Source organism: Catellatospora vulcania (genome assembly GCF_009720385.1).
In the GTDB taxonomy this organism is placed as follows: domain Bacteria; phylum Actinomycetota; class Actinomycetes; order Mycobacteriales; family Micromonosporaceae; genus Catellatospora; species Catellatospora vulcania.
Genome location: NZ_WARX01000001.1, coordinates 288,700 through 307,298, shown reverse-complemented (window position 1 = coordinate 307,298; position 18,599 = coordinate 288,700). Strand labels below are relative to the sequence as shown.

Below are 18,599 nucleotides of genomic sequence, written 5' to 3'. Positions count from 1 at the left end.
TTAAACCGTCCCGGGCGCGAAAAAGGCTCACGAGACGGGCGGGAACGGTGGGGCATGAAAAAGCGCGCCACCACAGGAGTGGAGGCGCGCATAAGGACTGGTGCACTGTGGCGACCCGCAATCAAGGGGTCGACCACGGTCCCGCTGACGCGGGAATCGTTCAGGTGAGAGCCGGTTCGGCGATCCGGAAGAACTCATCGGCCTCGGCAGCCGCAGCCGCCAGCCGATCATTCTCCGCACGCAACCGGGTTACCTCGAACTCCAGTGCCCGCACCGTGGCACGCAACCGGGTGACCTCGTCGAGCATACGCCGATCAGGCGCAGCGGTGACGTGGCCATAGAGGGCCTTCGCCATATCGTCTCCTTGTGAAGCGCTGCCGGTTCGCCGGCCAAACGCGCGCCCAGTTATTCGCGGCTCCCGGCCCGTGCCACCCGGAATGTTTCTCCGGATATGGCTGGCGAGCGCGGTCGGGCGCGACTGGCGACGTATCCATACTCCGCCGATAGACCCGTGACGTCAAGTTGCTCTGCGCCACATGTCACGGAAGGTGTCGGGAGCCGACAAACCGCCGCGACTTGCTAGCGTCAGACCGTGGCACTTCGTGGCCGTTATCCCGGCCGGCATCGTGCGTCCCTGCAGTGGCTGCCCGCGCTCGCCGGCTCGGGTGCGCTGGTCGCCGTCCTGCTCGGGGGCGTGCTAGCCCTGAACCGTCCGGCCGCCACCTCCGCCGCGCCCGGCGATCCGCCCGCTGCCGGCGCCGCCTATGTCACCGGTACGGGTGACAGCCCGGTCTCCCTTTCCGGTGACACTGCGTCATCGCGGATCACCCCAACGGCGTCCCGACCCGCGGCGCCGCGGACCGCCGCCACCACAGGGCGCACCAGCCCCGAAAGTGACCGGATCACGGTGCTGGAGGGCCAGGTCGCCACCCTGATCAACCGCGAGCGTGAGCGGGCCGGCTGCCGCCGTCTGCGCAGCGACCCGCGCATGGGCGCCGCGGCCCGGCGGCACAGCGCCGATATGGCCCGCAACGACTACTTCAGCCACACCGGGCGCAACGGCAGCAGCTTCGTCGACCGGTTGGAGGACGCCGGCTACCCGCGCCGGCACGCGGCCGGCGAGAACATCGCCTACGGCTACTCGACCGCGAACGCCGTCGTCGACGCCTGGATGGGCAGCACCGGTCACCGCAGCAACATCATGAACTGCGCCGCGCGGGCGAGCGGCGTCGGACTGGCCTACCAGGGCCGCACGGCGTACTGGACCCAGGAGTTCGGCCGCGAGTAGTTCCGGCACGGGTCGGTCGGCTAGCCGACAGTCACCTCCGGGCAGTCGCGGCACCCCGAGATCGGTCGTTGTACGAGCGTGACCCCCCTGCTGCCACTTCCCGCACACCCGCAACTGAACCCGGAGCTGTGGGCGACGATCGAGGCCGTCGGCGTCGGCGCCACCGTCCTGCTCAACATCGACGCCGGACCCGGCAGCGGGCTCGACCCGACCTGGACCGCGGCGACCACACGGCTGGCCCGCGCCGGGGCCGGCCTGCTCGGCTACGTCGACCTCGCGTTCGGCGCGCGCCCCGCCGAGCAGGTGCGGGCCGAGCTCGGCCGCTGGGCCGGCTACCCGGTCCGGGGCGTCTTCTTCGACCAGGCGCCGACCAGCCCGTACTCGATCGGCCCGGTCGCCGTCGCGGTGCGCGCCGCACGCCGCATCGGCTTCGACACGCTCCTGGTGAACCCCGGCCGCCCCACCGACTCGATCTACCGGGGCCTGGGGGCGGTGCTGTGCACCTACGAAGGCCCGTGGGACCGCTACCGGCACGGCACCGAGTCCGGCGTACGCCCCGGTGACGCGCACCTGGTGCACTCGGTGCCGCTGGACCAGATCGCCGCCTGCCACGAGCTGATGCGCGGCCGCGGCGCCCGGTTCGGCCTGGCCACCCACGAGGCCTCGATCCACGGCGCGTCCGCGGTCGTGCCGGTGCCGGTCTAGCCGTGCGCGTCGCGGGGGTACGCGTGCCGGTCAGCGCGCTGGTCGTGCTGGGCTGCGTCGCCTGTGCCACGCCCGCCCGGCCGTCGCACTGGTACGACGCCCCGCCGCCGGCCGCGGTGCCTGAGCTCCTGCGCTGGCAGTGGGCACTGGCCGAGCCGCCGGAGGCGTCCGCGGCGGACGTGTTCGTGCTGGACGGATTCACCACCGCCGCATCCACCGTCGAGGACCTGCACCGCGCCCGCCGCCGGGCGGTCTGCTACCTGCCGCTGGCCTCGGTCGAACGTGACTCGCCCGACGCCGCCCGGTTCCCCGCCGAGCTGACGGACGAGGCCGGGCGGGTCCGCTGGGACGCGCCCGAGGACGAGCTGCGCACCCGGATCGCCCCGATCCTCACCGACCGGCTGCGGCTGTGCCGGGACAAGGGCTTCGACGCGGCCGCGCTGGACCAGCTCGCCGGCGCGCCGCGCAGCGTGGTCGACCAGCTGGTCACCCAGGCACACCGGATGTCGCTGCCGGTAGGGCTGCTCGACGCCGTGCACGCCCACGCCGACCTGACCGTGCCCGACTCCCCCGACCGGCCGCCGGGCTGAGCGCCCTACCCGCTGTCCGGGTCAGGCCCGGCCCACCGTGCGCGGCCGGGGCTGGCAGCGGGGGCAGGAGTACGACGAGCGGTTCATGAACTGCTCGCGCCGGATCGGCGACCCGCACCGGCTGCACGGCTCACCCTCGCGGCCGTACGCGTTGAGCGAGCGGTCGAAGTAGCCCGACTCGCCGTTGACGTTGACGTACAGCGCGTCGAACGTCGTCCCGCCGACCTCGATCGCCTCGCCGAGCACGTCGCGCACGTGCCCGAGCAGCCGCGACGCGGCGGGTCTGGTCAGCTCGTCACTGGGCCGCTCGCCGTGCAGCTTGGCCCGCCAGAGCGCCTCGTCGGCGTAGATGTTGCCGACCCCCGAGATGAGCGTCTGGTCGAGCAGCGCCCGCTTGACCGCGGTGCGCCTGCGCCGCAGCGCGGCCAGGAAGTCCGCCTCGACGAAGGTGGGATCCATCGGGTCCAGCGCGATGTGCGCGATCTCCGCGGGCAAGGTCGCACCGCCCGGCGAGACGGCCAGACCGCCGAAGGTGCGCTGGTCGACGAAGCGCAGCTGCGGGCCGCCGTCGGCGAAGTCGAACCGGATGTGCAGGTGCTTCTCCTCGACCGCGTCGGCGGGCTGCACCAGCAGCTGACCGGACATGCCGAGGTGGCCGACGACCGCGTCCCCGCTGTCCAGCGGCAGCCACAGATACTTGCCCCGCCGCTTGGCCTCGGTGATCGTGCGCCCGGCCAGCACGTCGGCGAAGTCCTGCGCCCCGGCCGGGTGGCGGCGCACGGCACGCGGGTGCCGCACCTCCACGGTGGCGATGGTGCGGCCGACCACCCAGCGGGCCAGCCCACTGCGGACCGTCTCGACCTCAGGCAACTCCGGCATGGCTCCCGCCCTCTTCCCACGTCCCGTGATCAGGTGCGCGCCGGCCGGTGCCGGGCGCGCCCCACATCATGACCAACACCTCTGACGCCGGAGTCGGTGCCGGGCGGCTCACGCCTCGCGGGCCTCCGGGTGGGAGGTGTCCACGGCCCGGTGCGACAGCACCTGCCAGGCATCCTCGGCGGCGCGCTGCTCGGCGTCCTTCTTGGTCCGGCCGGTGACGCCGCCGAAACGCTCGCCGCCGACGACCGCCCAGGCGGTGAACATCTTGGCGTGGTCGGGGCCCTGCTCCTCGATGGCGTACTCGGGCACGCCCCAGCCGTGCGCGGAGGTCAGCTCCTGCAGGCTGGTCTTCCAGTCCAGGGACGCGCCACGGCGCGCGGACTCCGCCATCAGCGGGTCGAACAGCGCACGGACCACCTCGGCGGCCTTCTCCATGCCGTGCTCGAGGTAGATCGCGCCCAGCAGCGCTTCCAGCGTGTCGGCGAGGATCGACTCCTTGTCGCGCCCGCCGGTGGTCTCCTCGCCCTTGCCCAGCAGCAGGTGCGGGCCGATGCCCGCGGCGCCCAGCGAACGGGCCACCCCGGCCAGGGCGCGCGAGTTGACCACGCTGGCCCGCAGCTTCGCCAGCCGGCCCTCGGGCAGGTCGGGATGCGCCCCGTAGAGCGAGGCGGTGATGACCACGCCCAGCACCGAGTCGCCGAGGAACTCCAGGCGCTCGTTGGTGGGCAGCCCGCCGTGCTCGTACGCGTACGAGCGGTGGGTCAGCGCCCGCTCCAGCAGCTCGGGTTCGAGCGTCACACCGAACGCGGCGGCGAGATCGGCCGCGGCGGCCTCCGCGGACCGCTCGGCGGCACGCGCGTCCTGGGACGGCTTCGAGGCCATCATTCACTCCCCTCCCGGCGGCTGAGGGGCAGCACAGGTACGGCGACGTCGCCGGCTGGCGACAACCAGCCGGCGACGTGACGATTCAGAGTTCCCGGGGCCACCGGGAATCGCCTGATGCTCAGACCTCGAGAACCTGGCGGCCGTTGTAGGTGCCGCACACGCTGCACGCGGCGTGCGGCAGCTTGGCCGACTTGCACTGCGGGCAGGCCACGGTCGCGACCGCGGTCGCCTTCCACTGCGCCCGGCGGTGACGGGTGTTGCTGCGCGACATCTTGCGCTTCGGGACTGCCACTGTCTTACTCCTCAGTAGTAGTCGGCGGTCGCCGACCATTATCTCGGTACGGCCGCAGCCGTCGTACCCGGGTCTCGGCACCCGTCGCGGCGAAACGCGGCGGGCGACAGCCGATCTAGGGCGCCGGCTCGGCCGGCTCGTCCGGCCCTGAAGAGCCGGTCAGCTTGCTCAACTTCGCCCAGCGCGGGTCGATCTGCTCGTGGGTGTGACCCTCGGGCAGGTCGTCCCAGCGCACCCCGCAATCGGGGCACAACCCTGGGCAGTCCTCTCGGCACAGCGGGTTGACCGGCAGCTCCAGCACCACCGCGTCCCGCAGCGTCGGCTCAAGGTCGATCATGTCGTCCTGGAGCCGACCCACCTCGTGCTCGTCCGTGGTCTCGTCCGTGGCGCTGTCCGCGTAAGCGAAGAGCTCCTGGATGTTCACGGTCAGCGGCTCGCCGATGTCGGCCAGGCAGCGGGCGCATTCGCCCGTCACCTCGCCGGAGACGGTCCCGGAGACGAGCACGCCCTCCGACACCGACTCCAGCCGCAGATCCAGCGTCAGGTCCGCGCCCTCGGGCACACCGATCATCGCCAGGCCGAGCTCCGCCGGCGCCGGCACCACCCGCTGGATGGTACGCATCGACCCCGCGCCTCGCGGCAGGTCCCGAGTGTCGAGGACGAGCGGAGCGCGCGGGTCGAGGTGGTGTTTCGTCGAGTGTGCAGGCATGAGCTTTCACTGAGCAGGTAGATGGAGGCCGTTATCGCAGGCCGACGTAGAAGATTACCTGAAGCGGCAGGTCCCCGTCGAACCGGCCACGGCATGCGGGACCCGCCGGAGCGGTCGGCGGGCTCCCTCGTCAGAAGGGCAGCGGGCGGTCGTCGTCACCGGGGACGAACGAGCCGATCTCACGCAGGGCGTGCATCTTGTCCCGACCGCGCTCGATGGAGGCCAGCGCACGCGTCAGGAACTGCTCGAAGTTGCCCAGCGCGGTGTCGACGTACTCGTCGACCTCGTCGCGCAGGCGCTGCGCCTCGGCGCGGGCGTCGCCGACGATGCGCGAGCCCTCGTGCTCGGCCGAGACGGTGATCTCGTTCACCGATACGAGCCGGGCGTGTTCCTGCTCACCCTCGTGGATGATCCGGTCGGCCTCGCGCCGCCCGGAGTCGAGGATCTTGTCGCGCTCCTCCAGCAGGGCGGCGGATCGCCGCAGCTCGCCGGGCAACTCTGCCCGGAGCTGGTCCAGCGCGCCGATCAGCTCACCGCGGTCGACCATGCAGTTACGCGACATCGGCACCGATCGCGCGGCTTCCACCAGCGCGATGATGTCGTCAATACGGTCGAGTGGGTCCACCGACGGTCACTCCTTGTCCAGCGTTGTTTGTCCACACCATGATGCGTCCCCCGTCCACCCGCACGGCAGACCGGGGACCCCTGCGGCGCGTCGCCGCGACGGACCTGCGGTTCAGCCGGTTCCGACGTCCCGGAACTTCTCCAGCAGCCGTCGTTCCACCAGTTCGGGAACGAAGGAGGAGACCTCGCCGCCCCACTTGGCGATCTCCTTGACGAGGCTGGACGCCACGAACGAGTACAGCGGGTTGGTCGGCATGAACAGGGTCTCCACCCCGGACAGGCCGATGTTCATCTGCGCCATCTGCAGCTCGTAGTCGAAGTCGCTGACCGCGCGGATGCCCTTGACCACGACCTGGGCGTCGTTGTCCCGGCAGTAGTCGACCAGCAGCCCCTGGAAGGACTCGACCCGCACGTTGGGCAGGTTCTTGGTGACCTCGCGCAGGATCTCGATGCGCTCCGCGATGGAGAACAGGCCCTGCTTCGTCTGGTTCACCAGCACCGCGATGATCACTTCGTCGAACAGCCGCGACGACCGATCGATGATGTCCAGATGTCCCCGGGTGACCGGGTCGAAAGACCCGGGACAGACCGCACGCCTCACTAGCTGCTCACCCTTCCGGTAAGACCGCTCCGCCACTCTGCGCAACGGCGCGACCGTACCAAAGGGCGGTCTCCCCGTAGCGGCGGCTGCGCTCGCCAGTGACACCCTGCACCCAGCCGGGTTCCGGCGAGCGGCTGGAGCGCTCCACGACCAGCACCGCGTCGTCAGCGAGCCAGCCGTGCTCGGCCAGCCCGGACAGCACGGCGGTGAGGTCCTCCTCGCTCAGCGCGTACGGCGGATCGACGAAGACGACGTCGTAGGCCCCGTCGGCCGGGCCGCCCGCCAGCACCGTCGCCGCCTTGCCGGCCGCCACCCGGGCCACGGCTCCCGCGCCCAGCGTGGCGATGTTCTCCCGGATCACCCGGACGGCCTTGGCGTCGGACTCCACCAGCAGCACGTGCGCCGCACCGCGGGACAGGGCCTCCAGGCCCACCGCGCCGGAGCCGGCGAACAGGTCCAGCATCCGCGCGCCGGACAGGTCCGTCATCGCCTCCAGGGCCGAGAACAGCGCCTCGCGTACGCGATCGGAGGTGGGTCGGGTGTCGCGGCCGGTCGGGGCATGCAGTCGGCGCCCGCCGTACCGGCCGGCCACAATCCTGGTCACGATCTCGACGCTACGGCATGGCCGGATGGGGACGGTCGTCGTCCGCTCGGTGACGCTGGTTCACCTGTTCATGCGCGCAGCGCCACCGCGAGGAAGCCATTCTCGCAAATGCGATAACGATTCGGCAACGGTTCCTTTAACTGCTCTCTGAGCACTTCGTGCCCAGGTTGGCACTTCACTAGGGTCAGGCGGTCGCTTCACGCTTCACCCTCGTCCCACACACCCCGAACTGGAGCACGTGTGAAGAGCCCCCTCCTGCGCCGCCTGGCGGCCTACTCCGGCAGTGTGCTGCTCGGCCTCGCGGGCGTCGCCGTTCTGGCAAGCCCCGCCCAGGCGCACCACACCACGATCACCGCCAAGGCGAAGTGCACGCCGAACGAGTGGATCATTACTTGGACGGTCGAGAACTGGGACACCAAGATGAGCGCCGTGATCGACGTCGTGGACGACAAGTCGTCGCCCGACAGTGCGATCACGAACATCGTCGACGGCGCCACCCTGCCGGGCAAGGCTGACGGCAAGCTCGGCAAGCTCGTCGGCGAGCAGCACGTCAGCCTCGACACCACGACCGCCGACCTGACCGTCTTCGGCAAGTGGACCAACAACAACACGCAGACCAACTCGGGCCACATCGCACTGAACAAGGCCGAGTGCGGCAACTACAAGGCCGACCTCACCGGTCAGGCCGCGTGTGACACCGAGACCGGCAACTGGAAGGTCTCCTGGTCGGCGATCAACAAGCACTACACCGACCCGGCCAAGGTCACGATCATCAACAAGGCCGAGAACCCGAACGACCCGAAGTTCTCGGCGATCGAGTTCGGCACCGAGAACTGGGAGCCGCTGACGGATCTGGCCAGCGTCGTCGGCCTGTCCGGGGGCGTCAGCATCCCGGGCGGCGGCACGGTCCAGGCCACCCAGGCGGTGCCCGGCAACGCCACCGCGGTGCGCCTGAAGATCCGCCTTAACTGGGACGGCCAGCCGGGTGACACCCAGTCGCGCGTGGTCGCCTTCGAGGGCACCTGCGTGAAGAACGCGCCGAAGCCGTCGGCCGTGTTCGCCTCGGACTGCACCGGTGTCGCCACCGTCACCCTGATGAACGGCAAGGACGCCACCAAGGCGGCCGTGTTCGAGGTCAAGGGCGCGGGCGGCTTCACCACCGAGAAGATCACCATCCAGCCGGGCGAGGACCCGGTGAAGGTGACCGTGCCGAAGGCCGCCGCCACGGCGATCGAGGTGTACGAGAACGGCGTCAAGATCGACGAGTACCAGGCCGAGGCCAAGGAGTGCCCGTCGCCGACGCCGTCGGCCTCCCCGTCGGCCCCGCCGACCCTGCCCAAGACCGGCGCCAACGTCACGATCTTCGTGGTCGCCGGCCTGCTCCTGGTCGCCGTCGGCTTCGCGGTCTTCATGCTGGCCCGCCGCCGCCGTCTGAACCTCACCGAGGTCTGACCACACTGAGCACCTGAAAAAGGGCGGGTCCGTTCCGGACCCGCCCTTTTCCTGTCGCAACTCTTAAGGAGTTGCAGCTTCAGTAGCGCCGGGATGCCGCGACTCTTTAAGAGTTGCGGCAGGTGGGAGGCGTGGCCCGGCCGAAGGCCGGGGAGGGCGGGTCAGCCCTTTTGGAGGTATTCGGCGCGGTCGTCGTCGACGAGGCGGGTGATCTGGGCGGCGAGCAGCGGGTGGGCGGACAGGTCCGGGTCGCCGGTGAGCAGCGCCTCCGCCTCGGCACGGGCCTCGCCGATCAGTTCCCGGTCGCGCAGCAGCGACAGCAGCCGCAGGTGCGAGCGCCGGCCGGACTGGGCCGCGCCCAGCACGTCGCCCTCGCGCCGCTGCTCCAGGTCCAGCTCCGCCAAGCGGAAGCCGTCCAGGGTGGAGGCGACCGCGTCCAGGCGCTCGCGGGCCGGGGTGCCCGCCACGGCCTCGGTGACCAGCAGGCACAGGCCCGGCGCGCTGCCCCGGCCGACCCGGCCGCGCAGCTGGTGCAGCTGCGATACGCCGAACCGGTCCGCGTCGAGGATGACCATCGCGGTGGCGTTGGGCACGTCCACCCCGACCTCGATCACCGTCGTGGCGACCAGCACGTCGAGCTGCCCGGCCGAGAACGAGCGCATGATCGCGTCCTTCTCGTCGGCGGGCAGCTTGCCGTGCAGCACCCCGATCCGCAGCCCGCGCAGCGGGCCCTCGGCCAGCAGCGGGGCGACGTCCAGCACCGCCACCGGCGGGCGGCGCTCGTCCTCGACGGCGTCGTCGGGCGGCGGGGTGTCGTCGTCGGTGGCGTTGTCACCGATGCGCGGGCAGACGACGTACGCCTGATGGCCCTGCTGTACCTCTTCGACCACGCGCCGCCACGCCCGCTCCAGGAACGCGGGCTTCTCGGCGACCGGCACCACGTGCGAGGCGATCGGCGAGCGCCCGCCGGGCAGCTGCGACAGCGTCGACACCTCCAGGTCGCCGTAGACGGTCATGGCGACCGTGCGCGGGATCGGGGTGGCCGTCATCACCAGCACGTGCGGCGGCTGCTCGGCCTTGGCCCGCAGCGCGTCGCGCTGTTCCACCCCGAAGCGGTGCTGCTCGTCGACCACGACCAGGCCCAGGTCCTGGAAGTCGACGCCCTCGTAGAGCAGCGCGTGCGTGCCGATGACCAGCCCGGCGCTGCCGTCGGCGACCTTGGCCAGCACCTTGCGCCGCGCGGCCGCCCCCTGTGAGCCGGTGACCAGCGCGACCTGGGTGCCGTTCGGGTCGCCGTCGAGCTCGTCGGCGCGCCCGGCGGGGCCGAGCATCCGGCTGATGCCCCGGTGGTGCTGGGTCGCCAGCACCTCGGTCGGGGCCAGCAGCGCAGCCTGCCCGCCCGCGTCGACCACCTGCAGCATGGCCCGCAGCGCGACGAGCGTCTTGCCCGCGCCGACCTCGCCCTGCAGCAGCCGGTGCATGGGGTGCGGCACGGACAGGTCGGCGGCGATCTCCTCGCCGACCGCGAGCTGCCCGTCGGTGAGCGTGAAGGGCAGCGTCTCGTCGAACCCGCCGAGCAGGCCGTCGTCGCGGCGTGGCCGTGGCCTGGCGGGCCACGCCGCCGCCTCCCGCTTACGCCGGACCAGCGTCAGCTGCACCGCGAACGCCTCGTCCCAGGCGAGCCGGCGCTTGGCGATGTAGAGCATCTCCTTCGACGACGGGCGGTGGATCTCGCGCAGCGCCGTGTCCAGGTCGAGCAGCTTGCGTTCCGCGCGGATGCGGGACGGCATGGCGTCCGGCGGCATCGTGATCGTGTCCAGCACCACCCGTACGCAGCGGGCGATCACCCAGGTCGGCACGGCCGCGGCAGCCGGGTACACCGGGATCAGCGCCCCGGCGAACTCCTCCACCTCGGCGGCCACCTCGCCGTCGGCGGCGCCCTGGTCGAGCAGCACGTACTCGGGGCTGTTGAGCTGGCGGCGGCCGCGGAAGTCGCTGACCTTGCCCGCGAACAGGCCCCAGCGCCCGGGACGCAGGTCGCGCTCGCGCCAGGCCTGCTGGAAGTACGTCAGCACGAGCTGCCCGCCCGCGCCGTCGCCGACGACGACCTCCAGCATGCTGCCGCGCCGCTGCCGCATCGGCCGGGTCGTCGTGCGGAGCACCTGGGCCAGCACGGTGACCTCTTCGCCGATCTCCAGCGTGCGCATGTCGGTGTGCTCGCCGCGCTGGTCGTAGCGCCGGGGCACGTGATACAGCAGGTCACCGGCGGTGTACAGGTCGAGGTGCGTCTTCAGCGCCTTGGCGGTCTTCTCCCCGACCAGCTTGCCCAGGTCGGTGTCCACGTCCGCGGAGGTCATACCCGATCCTCCCGCGGCCCCCCGACAGCCCGCCCGCTCACTCGACGCCCACCAGCAGCGGGTAGTGCGGCTGGCCACCCGCGTACGCGTGCACCTCGACGAACGGCCAGCGCGTCGCCACGTGCGCGGTCAGCGCCTCGACCAGGCCGTCCGGGGCCTGCGCGCCGGTGAGCAGGGTCACCAGCTCGCCGCCGCTGGCCAGCATCCGGTCCAGCAGCCCGCAGCACACCGTGTGCAGGTCGTCGCCGATGAGGTTGACCTCGCCCTCGACCAGGGCGATGACGTCCCCGGGGCGGCAGCGCCCGGCCACCGTCAGCGCCTCCCGGCTGGCCGTGGTGACCTCCGCCGAGCGGCACGCGCCGGCCGCCTCGGCCATCGCGATCACGTCGTCCTCGAAGCGGCGGGCGTGGTCGCGCACCGCCAGCGCGGCCAGGGCCTGCACCGGCGAGCGGGTGGGCACCACGCGCACCTTCACGCCCTCGCCGAATGCCTCCTCGGCCGCGGCCTGGCACACCGCGCGCAGGTTGGAGTCGGTGGGCAGCACCGCCACCCGGCCCGCGCCGGTGGCGAGGATCGCGTCCAGCACCTCCGCGGTGGACGGGTTGCCGCCGATGGCCACCGCGCCCTCGGCGATGAGCAGCTCCTCGATGCCGTCACCGGCCGCGGTGACGACCACAGCCCGGGCCGTCGGGTCGGGCCGCCGGGGCGCGCCGTCGGCGGTCGAGCTGGTCAGGTGGGTGACCTGGATCTGGTACGGCCGCCCGGCCGCGAGCCCCGCCTCCAGCGCCGCGCCCGCGTCGTCCACGTGCACGTGCACCCGCCAGGTCGGCGCGCCGCCGACGATGACCAGGGAGTCCCCCAACCGGTCCAGCGCGCCCCGCAGCTCCGCGATCTCCGCGGCGCCCGTGTCGAGCAGGAACTGCACCTCGTACGCGGGCCCGCGGTAAGTCAGCGCCGCCCGCCCCGCCCCGTGGCCGTGCCCGGCATGATCATGGTCATGCCCGTGGTCGCCGTCGCCCACCGCCGCGCCGTCGACCTCGCTCTCGTCGTGCTCGCCGGTCAGCGCCTCCAGCAGCGCCTCCAGCAGCAGCACCAGACCCTGCCCGCCCGCGTCCACCACCCCGGCCGCGGCCAGCACCGGCAGCTGCTCCGGCGTGCGGGCCAGCGCCTCCCGCGCGCCCAGCACCGCTGCGCGTACCGCCGACGGCTCGTCGGAGCCTTGATCGGCCGCCTCGGCAGCCGCTCGGGCCACGGTGAGGATCGTGCCCTCCACCGGCCTCGCCACCGCGGCGTACGCCGACTTGGCAGCCGCGTCCAGTGCCGCCGCCAGCCCGTCGCCGTCCACGGTGTCGGCCAGGCCGGCCAGCCACTGCGCACTGATGACGCCGGAGTTGCCGCGCGCGCCGAGCAGCGCGCCACGGGCCATGGTGCGCAGCACCACCCCCGCCGACGGCGCTTCGGTCAGCGAGCCGGCCAGCGCCTGCTCCGCGGCGGACAGCGTCAGCAGCAGGTTGGTGCCGGTGTCGCCGTCGGGCACCGGATACACGTTCAGCTGGTTCAGCGCCCGCTCGTGCCTGCTCAAACCGGCCACGGCCAGCGAGCTCCAGCGCCGTACCGCCGCGATGTCCAGGACCTCCAGCACGGGCGTCAGCCTATCTGTGCCGCACCCGGTTCTCACGTCGGCGTGGCGGACGGTAGAGTGAGTCAGCCGTCGTACGCGCCAGAAGCCGTCGTGCGGCTCCGCCCCGATTGGGCACGTGCCCGGCGAGTCAGGTAACCTGGCGAAGTTCCCGGCACAGTGACGCTTGGTCGGGTTGTTTGATCAAGACGAACTCAGGAGATTTCCGTGGCTGCCGTGTGCGACGTCTGTGGCAAGGGACCGGGCTTCGGTCACAACGTGCCCTGGTCGAAGAAGAAGACCAACCGCCGCTGGAACCCGAACATCCAGACGGTGCGTACCCCCGCTGGTGGCGGCAACTCCCGCAAGGTTCAGGCGTGCACCTCGTGCCTGAAGGCCGGCAAGGTCACCCGCGCCTGACGCGAGACTTCAAAAGGCCGCCGAGCTCCGCTCGGCGGCCTTTGCCGTGCCCTGCACCCCCACCACCCCGCCCCGCCCCCACCCCCACCTGGCGCAACTCTTAAAGACCTGCGCCTTCACGAGCGGAGTGAAGGCGCGAGTGTTTAAGAGTTGCGGCCCGGAAGGGGCCGGCCGGGCGTGGACGGCGGGTGGGGCGGGTGGGGGTCGGGGGTCGGGGGTTGGTCAGAGGTCGCGGCCGAAGGAGCGGCAGCCGGGCTCGTCGCGGTAGTGGCCGAAGTTCTTGATCAGTTGGTAGCCGATGGCGTGGTACAGCGCGATGGCCTCGGGCTGGGCGGTGCCGGTTTCGAGGATCGCGCGGACCCGGCCGTGCGAGCGGGCATCGGACTCCAGCGCCGTCATGATCGCCCTGCCCACGCCCTTGCCCCGCACCGCGGCCGAGGTGTAGACGCGCTTGATCTCGGCGATCTCCTCCGAGCCCGCCCAGCTGCGCCAGCCGCCGCAGCCGACCGGCGAGCCGTCGAGGTACGCCACGAAGAAGCCGCCGTCCGGCGGGTCGAACTCGACGGCCTCGATCGGGGTCGCGTCGGAGTCGCCGTAACGTTCGGCCAGGTCGGCCATGAGTTCGGCGATCAGCTTTCGGGCGACCGACCCGCCGTAGCGGGTCGCTTTGATCTCTATCTCGGTCACGGCGCAGAGGATACTGCGCATGCCCGCTATGCCCGGAAGTGGTCCCACCCCTTCGGGCCGTACCAAGGCCGGTTGTCCAGCGTGACCGTGCTGCCCTCGATCACCTCGCCGATCACCTGCCAGCCCTCCGGCAGCGCCACGTCCACCGGGAACGTCGCCGCCAGCGCGTGATCGTCGCCACCGGCCAGCAGCCACTGGTACGGGTCCACGCCCAGCGCGAGCGCCGCGTCGCGCATCTGCTCGGGCACCTTGAAGGCGCTGCGGTGCAGGTTGACGCCGACCTTGCTGGCGTGCGCGATGTGCCCGAGGTCGGCGATGAGCCCGTCCGACACGTCGATCATCGAGGTCGCCCCGGCCCGGCCCGCCGCCGGGCCGAGCGCGTACGGCACCAGCGGCCGACGGTACGCCTCGACCAGGATCTTCGGGGTCCGGAAGCCGCGTGACAGCACCGTGTACCCGGCTGCCGCGAAGCCGACCCGCCCCGCCAGCGCCACCACGTCACCGACCCGCGCGCCCGAGCGCAGCACCGGCGGCAGCCCGTGCAGGTCGCCGAGGGCGGTCACCGCGATGGTCAGCGTGGGGCTGGCGGTCATGTCCCCGCCGACGACGCTCGCGCCGACCAGCGCGGCCTCCATGGCCAGCCCGTCGGAGAGCTGCTCGGCCCAGGCCACGTCCAGGTCCGGTGGGGCGCACAGGCCCACCAGCAGCGCCGTGGCGGTGGCGCCCATCGCGGCGATGTCGGCGAGGTTGGCCGCGGCCGCACGACGGCCGATGTCCTCGGCCTCGGCCCAGTCCCGCCGGAAGTGCCGTCCCTCGACGAGCACGTCCGTGGAGGCGACGACCCGCCCGTCGGACGCGATGACCACGGCCGCGTCATCGCCCGGACCGATGATCGTGGCAGGTCCGGTGCCCAGTCGCGCGACCACCCGCTCGATCAGCCCGAACTCACCCGTCCGCGCGATGCTCATGTTTCATCCCCGCTGCGCCGGCTCAAATTGGCTTCCTTCCTCACCCTTGCGCCTCCTGCCGCAGCCTGTGCACCCTCAGTGAGGTACTTTCACAGGCGGCACGTGTGAAGGAGTCGTCCGTGGTACACGCTTACATCCTGATTCAGACGTCGGTCGGCAAGTCCGTCGACGTCTCCGCGGCCATCGGCGAGATCCAGGGTGTCACCCGGGTGGACGCGGTGACCGGCCCCTACGACGTGATCGCGATGGTCGAGGCGCACACCGTCGACGAGCTCGGCAAACTGGTGCTGTCACAGATCCAGTTGATACCCAACATCACCCGCACCCTGACGTGCCCCATCATCCACCTATGAACAACGACCAGACGGCACGGTCGGGCCGAACGTCTCCCAAGACGATCGCGACCGTGGTCGCCCTGCCGCTCGCGCTGCTCGCCGGGTTCGGCTTCTTCCAGGCCATGCGCCCGCCGACGGAGCCCGCACCGGCGCCCAGCACTGCGGCCGGGCCGCAGGTGATGCCGACCACGCCGGTGACGATGGCCGCCCCCGCCCTGAACGAGCGGCAGGCCACGGTGTGCCGCGCGCTGCTGTCGCAGCTGCCCGACCAGGTGCGCGACCTGCCGCGCCGCGAGGTCACGGCGGGCCACGAGCAGAACGCGGCGTACGGCGAGCCGGCGCTGACCGTGGCGTGCGGGGGCCCGACGCCGAGCTACCCGCCCACCGACGACGTGTACACCCTGGACGGTGTCTGCTGGCACAAGGGCGGCGGCGCGTGGACGACGGTCGACCGCGAGGTGCCCGTGCGGGTCACCGTCCCGGCGGAGCACAACGAGCAGTTGCTGATCAACTTCTCCAAGACGCTGATAGCCACCGTGCCGCACGCCGAGCGCATCCCCGTGGGCTGCGGCAACCGCGCCTGACCCGCTGCTCTAGTGCAGGCCGGTGCCGCGGCGCTGGGCGGTGCGGATCAGGCGGGAGACGAGCTTCGGGTAGTCGAGGCCGCTGGCCGCCCACATCCGCGGGAACATGCTGCTCGAGGTGAAGCCCGGCATGGTGTTGATCTCGTTGAGGTAGACCTTCAGGTCGTCGGTGACGAAGAAGTCGACCCGGGCCAGGCCCGCGCAGTCCAGCGCGGTGAACGTACGCACCGCCAGCTCCTGCACCTCGGCGGCGATCTCGGCGGGCAGGTTCGCGGGCAGGTCGTACTCGCAGTCCTCGCCGAGGTACTTCGCCTCGAAGTCGTAGAACTCGTGCCCGCCGGCGACCACCCGCACCTCGGCCAGCACGGAGGCCTCAGCCCCGCCGCCCGCCTCGTTCTCCAGCACGCCGCACTCGACCTCACGGCCCACGATGCCCGCCTCGACGAGCACCTTCGGGTCGATGGCGCGCGCCTTGGCCAGCGCCGCGTCGAGCTGATCCCAGCTGCTCACCTTGGTGATGCCGAACGAGGACCCGGCCCGCGACGGCTTGACGAACACCGGCAGGCCCAGCCGGTCCTTGTCGGCCTCGCTGAGCTCCTGGCCGTTGCGCAGCACCGTGTAAGGCCCGATCGGGATGCCCTCGGCGGCGGCGAGCTTCTTGGTGAACTCCTTGTCCATGGCGGCCGCGGAGGCGAACACGTTGGCCCCGACGTACGGGATGCCCGCCATCTCCAGCAGCCCCTGGATGGTGCCGTCCTCGCCGTACGCGCCGTGCAGGGCCGGGAAGACCACGTCGACCCCGGCCAGCGCGGCGGCGCCCTCGGCCGGCTCCAGCACGACCAGCTCGTGGCTGGTCGGGTCGGCGGGCAGCACGATGGCCTGCCCGGAGGCGGCGGTGATCTCGGGCAGGCTGCGACCGGAGATGGCGAGCTGCGCCGGGTCGCCCGAGGTGAGCACCCAGCGGCCCTCCTTCGTGATGCCGACCGGCACGACCTCGAACTCGGCCGGGTCGAGCGCGGCCAGGATGCTGCCGGCGCTGACGCAGGAGATGGCGTGCTCGGTGCTGCGACCGCCGAAGACGACGGCGACACGGGTCTTACGCTGGCTGCTTTCACTCACGCGGCTGACCCTACCGTGCGTTGTGGTGATCCGGTGAAGAGCACGTCGCACGGCACCCCAGGGTGGCACTACCCTCTCGGAGCGTGACCCCTCAGGCGCGCCTGCGGCGCATCCGGCAATGGATCGTCTTCTTCATCATCGGCCTCGTGCTCAGCGGCGTGACCGCCTTCCCCCTGCTCACCGAGCTGCGCTTAGTGGACGGGCTGCTGCACGAGGACTGGGTGCCCGCTCCGGGCGCGCTGGTCGACTTCATCGGCACGGTCCGCGTCGGCGTCGAGACCGCCGACCGGGACTTCCCGTTCCTGGCGTACGGCACGGACTGGCTGGCCTTCGCCCACCTGGTGATCGCGATGGCCTTCTACGGCCCGCTGCGCGACCCGGTCCGCAACCTCTGGGTGATCCACTGGGGCATGCTCTGCTGCGTCGCGGTGGTCCCGCTGGCGCTGATCGCCGCCCCGATCCGCGGCCTGCCCTGGTGGTGGATCCCGATCGACATCTCGTTCGGCCTGTTCGGCATCATCCCGCTGCTGATCGTCCGCCGCCACATCCTGGCCCTCGCCGCGACCGAACCCGGCCCCACCCCGGCCGTCCCGGCCGCGACCCCGGCCGCCGCCGTCTAGATACACCGACTTGCCTGGCAACCGGTCGTATCCCGCCTCAAGATACGCACGATTGCCAGGCAAGTCCGACGATCAAGGCGTGCCGCACGCGCCTGACGCGCTGGATGCGGTCCGCGACCGGCGCGGTCCGCGCGGTGGCGTGAGTGAGCGCGGGGTCAGAGTTTGGCGGCGGTGTCCAGGGCCTGGGTCAGGTCGGCGAGGAGGTCCTCGGTGTCCTCCACGCCGCAGGAGAAGCGCACGAAGCCGGGCGGGACGCTGTCACCCCACTGGTGGCGGCGGTCGGCGCTGGAGTGCAGGCCGCCGAAGCTGGTGGCCGCGGCGACCAGCGCCGACGCGCGCAGGAAGGCCGCCACGTGCTCGGCCGAGGGCAGCTCGAACGAGACCAGACCGGGAATGATGCGCATCTGCCGGGCGGCCAGTTCGCTGTCACCGGCCCACCGGACCCTGCCGGCCAGCGGGTGCTCGCGCAGCAGCTTCGCGACCGCGGCCCCGCTGGCCGACTGCTGCCGCAGCCGCAGCGCCAGGGTGCTCATGGACCGCCGGGCCAGCCAGCAGTCGAACGGGCTGGGCACGGCCCCGGCCAGGGTACGGAACTGCCGCATCGCGTCGAGCAGCGTCGCCGAGTTCGTCGCGGCGTACCCCAGCAGCATGTCGGAGTGTCCCGCCAGCGCCTTGGTGCCGGAGGCGACGACCACGTCCGCGCCGAGTTCCAGGGGCCGCTGGCTGAGCGGGGTGGCGGTGGTGTTGTCGACGGCGACCAGCGCCCCGGCGGCGTGCGCGGCGGCGGCGATCTCGGCGATGTCGACCAGGTCGAGACCCGGGTTGGCCGGGGTCTCCAGCAGCACCAGCCGGACGCCCTCGAACGACGGGTACGGCCCGGCGGTGGGCGCCTCCACGGTGGTGATGCCGAGCTGGGCCAGCGTCGAGGCGGCGAAGGACCGGACGTTGTAGTACCCGTCCGACGGGACCATCAGCGTGTCCCCGGCGCGCAGCACCGACAGCAGCAGGGCGGTGATGGCCGCCTGGCCGCTGGCGAAGGCGAGGCAGTCGCCGCCCTCCAGCTCCCCGATCGCGCCCTCCAGCAGCCGCCGGGTGGGGTTGTCGCCCCGCCCGTACCCGTCGACGCCGGGCGTGTAGCCCTCGGGGTCGAGGTGGTAGGGGGCGGCGAACACGGGACCGGGCAGCATCGGCGCCCCCGGGACGGGTTCGGGCATGCCTGCATGGAGGGAACGGGTGCTGTCCCCGTACTGCGATGTCATGCA

22 protein-coding genes are annotated in these 18,599 nt (G+C 71.9%); 8 read left to right on the top strand and 14 right to left on the bottom strand.

The window, feature by feature from the left end:
- Window positions 1-160: 160 nt before the first annotated feature.
- Window positions 161-355 (bottom strand): hypothetical protein, encoded by a 195-nt coding sequence (locus F6W97_RS20620; RefSeq protein ID WP_155372087.1) that lies wholly within the window; start codon window positions 353-355, stop codon window positions 161-163.
- Window positions 356-592: 237 nt separating this feature from the next.
- On the opposite strand from F6W97_RS20620, the gene F6W97_RS40815 reads away from it, so the two are divergent.
- The 3 genes from F6W97_RS40815 to F6W97_RS20605 all read left to right on the top strand — a co-directional run bounded on the left by F6W97_RS40815 (window position 593) and on the right by F6W97_RS20605 (window position 2,583).
- On the top strand, window positions 593-1,288 hold the full coding sequence (locus F6W97_RS40815) for a CAP domain-containing protein (RefSeq protein WP_230686839.1): 696 nt from the start codon (window positions 593-595) through the stop codon (window positions 1,286-1,288).
- Between the two features lie 78 nt (window positions 1,289-1,366).
- Entirely contained in the window at window positions 1,367-1,993 is a 627-nt protein-coding gene (locus tag F6W97_RS20610) for a spherulation-specific family 4 protein (protein ID WP_196279250.1), read from the top strand.
- Between the two features lie 2 nt (window positions 1,994-1,995).
- Window positions 1,996-2,583, top strand: coding sequence for an endo alpha-1,4 polygalactosaminidase (locus F6W97_RS20605; RefSeq protein WP_196279249.1), 588 nt, complete (start codon window positions 1,996-1,998; stop codon window positions 2,581-2,583).
- Window positions 2,584-2,604: 21 nt separating this feature from the next.
- Here F6W97_RS20605 and mutM read toward each other — a convergent pair whose 3' ends face one another.
- The 7 genes from mutM to rsmD all read right to left on the bottom strand — a co-directional run bounded on the left by mutM (window position 2,605) and on the right by rsmD (window position 7,177).
- Window positions 2,605-3,462: a bifunctional DNA-formamidopyrimidine glycosylase/DNA-(apurinic or apyrimidinic site) lyase gene (mutM, locus tag F6W97_RS20600; protein WP_155372084.1), complete on the bottom strand. Its 858-nt coding sequence runs from the start codon at window positions 3,460-3,462 to the stop codon at window positions 2,605-2,607.
- A gap of 108 nt (window positions 3,463-3,570) precedes the next feature.
- The gene (gene rnc / locus F6W97_RS20595; protein ID WP_155372083.1) at window positions 3,571-4,344 is read right to left on the bottom strand and encodes a ribonuclease III; all 774 of its coding nucleotides are present in this window, start codon (window positions 4,342-4,344) and stop codon (window positions 3,571-3,573) included.
- 121 nt (window positions 4,345-4,465) lie between these two features.
- A complete protein-coding gene (gene rpmF / locus F6W97_RS20590; protein WP_144120517.1) occupies window positions 4,466-4,639 on the bottom strand; it encodes a 50S ribosomal protein L32 in 174 nt (57 codons plus the stop codon).
- A 115-nt stretch (window positions 4,640-4,754) separates the two neighbouring features.
- On the bottom strand, window positions 4,755-5,348 hold the full coding sequence (locus F6W97_RS20585) for a YceD family protein (RefSeq protein WP_155372082.1): 594 nt from the start codon (window positions 5,346-5,348) through the stop codon (window positions 4,755-4,757).
- 130 nt (window positions 5,349-5,478) lie between these two features.
- Window positions 5,479-5,973 carry an ATP synthase subunit B family protein gene (locus tag F6W97_RS20580; RefSeq protein WP_155372081.1) on the bottom strand — a complete coding sequence of 165 codons (495 nt, stop codon included), beginning with the start codon at window positions 5,971-5,973 and terminating at the stop codon, window positions 5,479-5,481.
- A 111-nt stretch (window positions 5,974-6,084) separates the two neighbouring features.
- Window positions 6,085-6,573 carry a pantetheine-phosphate adenylyltransferase gene (gene coaD / locus F6W97_RS20575; protein WP_155372080.1) on the bottom strand — a complete coding sequence of 163 codons (489 nt, stop codon included), beginning with the start codon at window positions 6,571-6,573 and terminating at the stop codon, window positions 6,085-6,087.
- 7 nt (window positions 6,574-6,580) lie between these two features.
- Complete coding sequence (rsmD, locus tag F6W97_RS20570) at window positions 6,581-7,177, bottom strand: 16S rRNA (guanine(966)-N(2))-methyltransferase RsmD (RefSeq protein ID WP_155372079.1); 597 nt, start codon at window positions 7,175-7,177, stop codon at window positions 6,581-6,583.
- Window positions 7,178-7,417: 240 nt separating this feature from the next.
- Between rsmD and F6W97_RS20565 the strand changes: the two genes are divergently transcribed.
- On the top strand, window positions 7,418-8,629 hold the full coding sequence (locus F6W97_RS20565; protein ID WP_155372078.1) for an LPXTG cell wall anchor domain-containing protein: 1,212 nt from the start codon (window positions 7,418-7,420) through the stop codon (window positions 8,627-8,629).
- Window positions 8,630-8,790: 161 nt separating this feature from the next.
- Here the strand turns inward: F6W97_RS20565 and recG are convergent, their stop codons facing one another.
- Window positions 8,791-10,986 carry an ATP-dependent DNA helicase RecG gene (gene recG / locus F6W97_RS20560; RefSeq protein WP_155372077.1) on the bottom strand — a complete coding sequence of 732 codons (2,196 nt, stop codon included), beginning with the start codon at window positions 10,984-10,986 and terminating at the stop codon, window positions 8,791-8,793.
- 37 nt (window positions 10,987-11,023) lie between these two features.
- Window positions 11,024-12,628 carry a DAK2 domain-containing protein gene (locus F6W97_RS20555; RefSeq protein ID WP_155372076.1) on the bottom strand — a complete coding sequence of 535 codons (1,605 nt, stop codon included), beginning with the start codon at window positions 12,626-12,628 and terminating at the stop codon, window positions 11,024-11,026.
- 204 nt (window positions 12,629-12,832) lie between these two features.
- Here F6W97_RS20555 and rpmB point away from each other — a divergent pair, with 204 nt between their 5' ends.
- The gene (rpmB, locus tag F6W97_RS20550) at window positions 12,833-13,024 is read left to right on the top strand and encodes a 50S ribosomal protein L28 (protein WP_120318479.1); all 192 of its coding nucleotides are present in this window, start codon (window positions 12,833-12,835) and stop codon (window positions 13,022-13,024) included.
- A 222-nt stretch (window positions 13,025-13,246) separates the two neighbouring features.
- Here the strand turns inward: rpmB and F6W97_RS20545 are convergent, their stop codons facing one another.
- Entirely contained in the window at window positions 13,247-13,711 is a 465-nt protein-coding gene (locus tag F6W97_RS20545) for a GNAT family N-acetyltransferase (protein ID WP_230686838.1), read from the bottom strand.
- A 26-nt stretch (window positions 13,712-13,737) separates the two neighbouring features.
- Window positions 13,738-14,679: a thiamine-phosphate kinase gene (locus F6W97_RS20540; protein ID WP_155372074.1), complete on the bottom strand. Its 942-nt coding sequence runs from the start codon at window positions 14,677-14,679 to the stop codon at window positions 13,738-13,740.
- Window positions 14,680-14,798: 119 nt separating this feature from the next.
- Here F6W97_RS20540 and F6W97_RS20535 point away from each other — a divergent pair, with 119 nt between their 5' ends.
- Window positions 14,799-15,032 carry an Lrp/AsnC family transcriptional regulator gene (locus F6W97_RS20535; RefSeq protein ID WP_120321724.1) on the top strand — a complete coding sequence of 78 codons (234 nt, stop codon included), beginning with the start codon at window positions 14,799-14,801 and terminating at the stop codon, window positions 15,030-15,032.
- Complete coding sequence (locus tag F6W97_RS20530; RefSeq protein WP_155372073.1) at window positions 15,029-15,598, top strand: DUF3515 domain-containing protein; 570 nt, start codon at window positions 15,029-15,031, stop codon at window positions 15,596-15,598. The genes F6W97_RS20535 and F6W97_RS20530 overlap by 4 nt, the downstream gene beginning before the upstream one ends.
- Before the next feature lie 9 nt (window positions 15,599-15,607).
- Here F6W97_RS20530 and F6W97_RS20525 read toward each other — a convergent pair whose 3' ends face one another.
- On the bottom strand, window positions 15,608-16,717 hold the full coding sequence (locus tag F6W97_RS20525; protein WP_155372072.1) for a D-alanine--D-alanine ligase family protein: 1,110 nt from the start codon (window positions 16,715-16,717) through the stop codon (window positions 15,608-15,610).
- 83 nt (window positions 16,718-16,800) lie between these two features.
- Between F6W97_RS20525 and F6W97_RS20520 the strand changes: the two genes are divergently transcribed.
- Window positions 16,801-17,337, top strand: a complete 537-nt coding sequence (locus tag F6W97_RS20520; RefSeq protein ID WP_155372071.1) for a hypothetical protein — start codon at window positions 16,801-16,803, stop codon at window positions 17,335-17,337.
- Between the two features lie 155 nt (window positions 17,338-17,492).
- Here F6W97_RS20520 and F6W97_RS20515 read toward each other — a convergent pair whose 3' ends face one another.
- Window positions 17,493-18,596 (bottom strand): cystathionine gamma-lyase, encoded by a 1,104-nt coding sequence (locus F6W97_RS20515; RefSeq protein WP_155372070.1) that lies wholly within the window; start codon window positions 18,594-18,596, stop codon window positions 17,493-17,495.
- Between the last annotated feature and the right edge of the window lie 3 nt (window positions 18,597-18,599).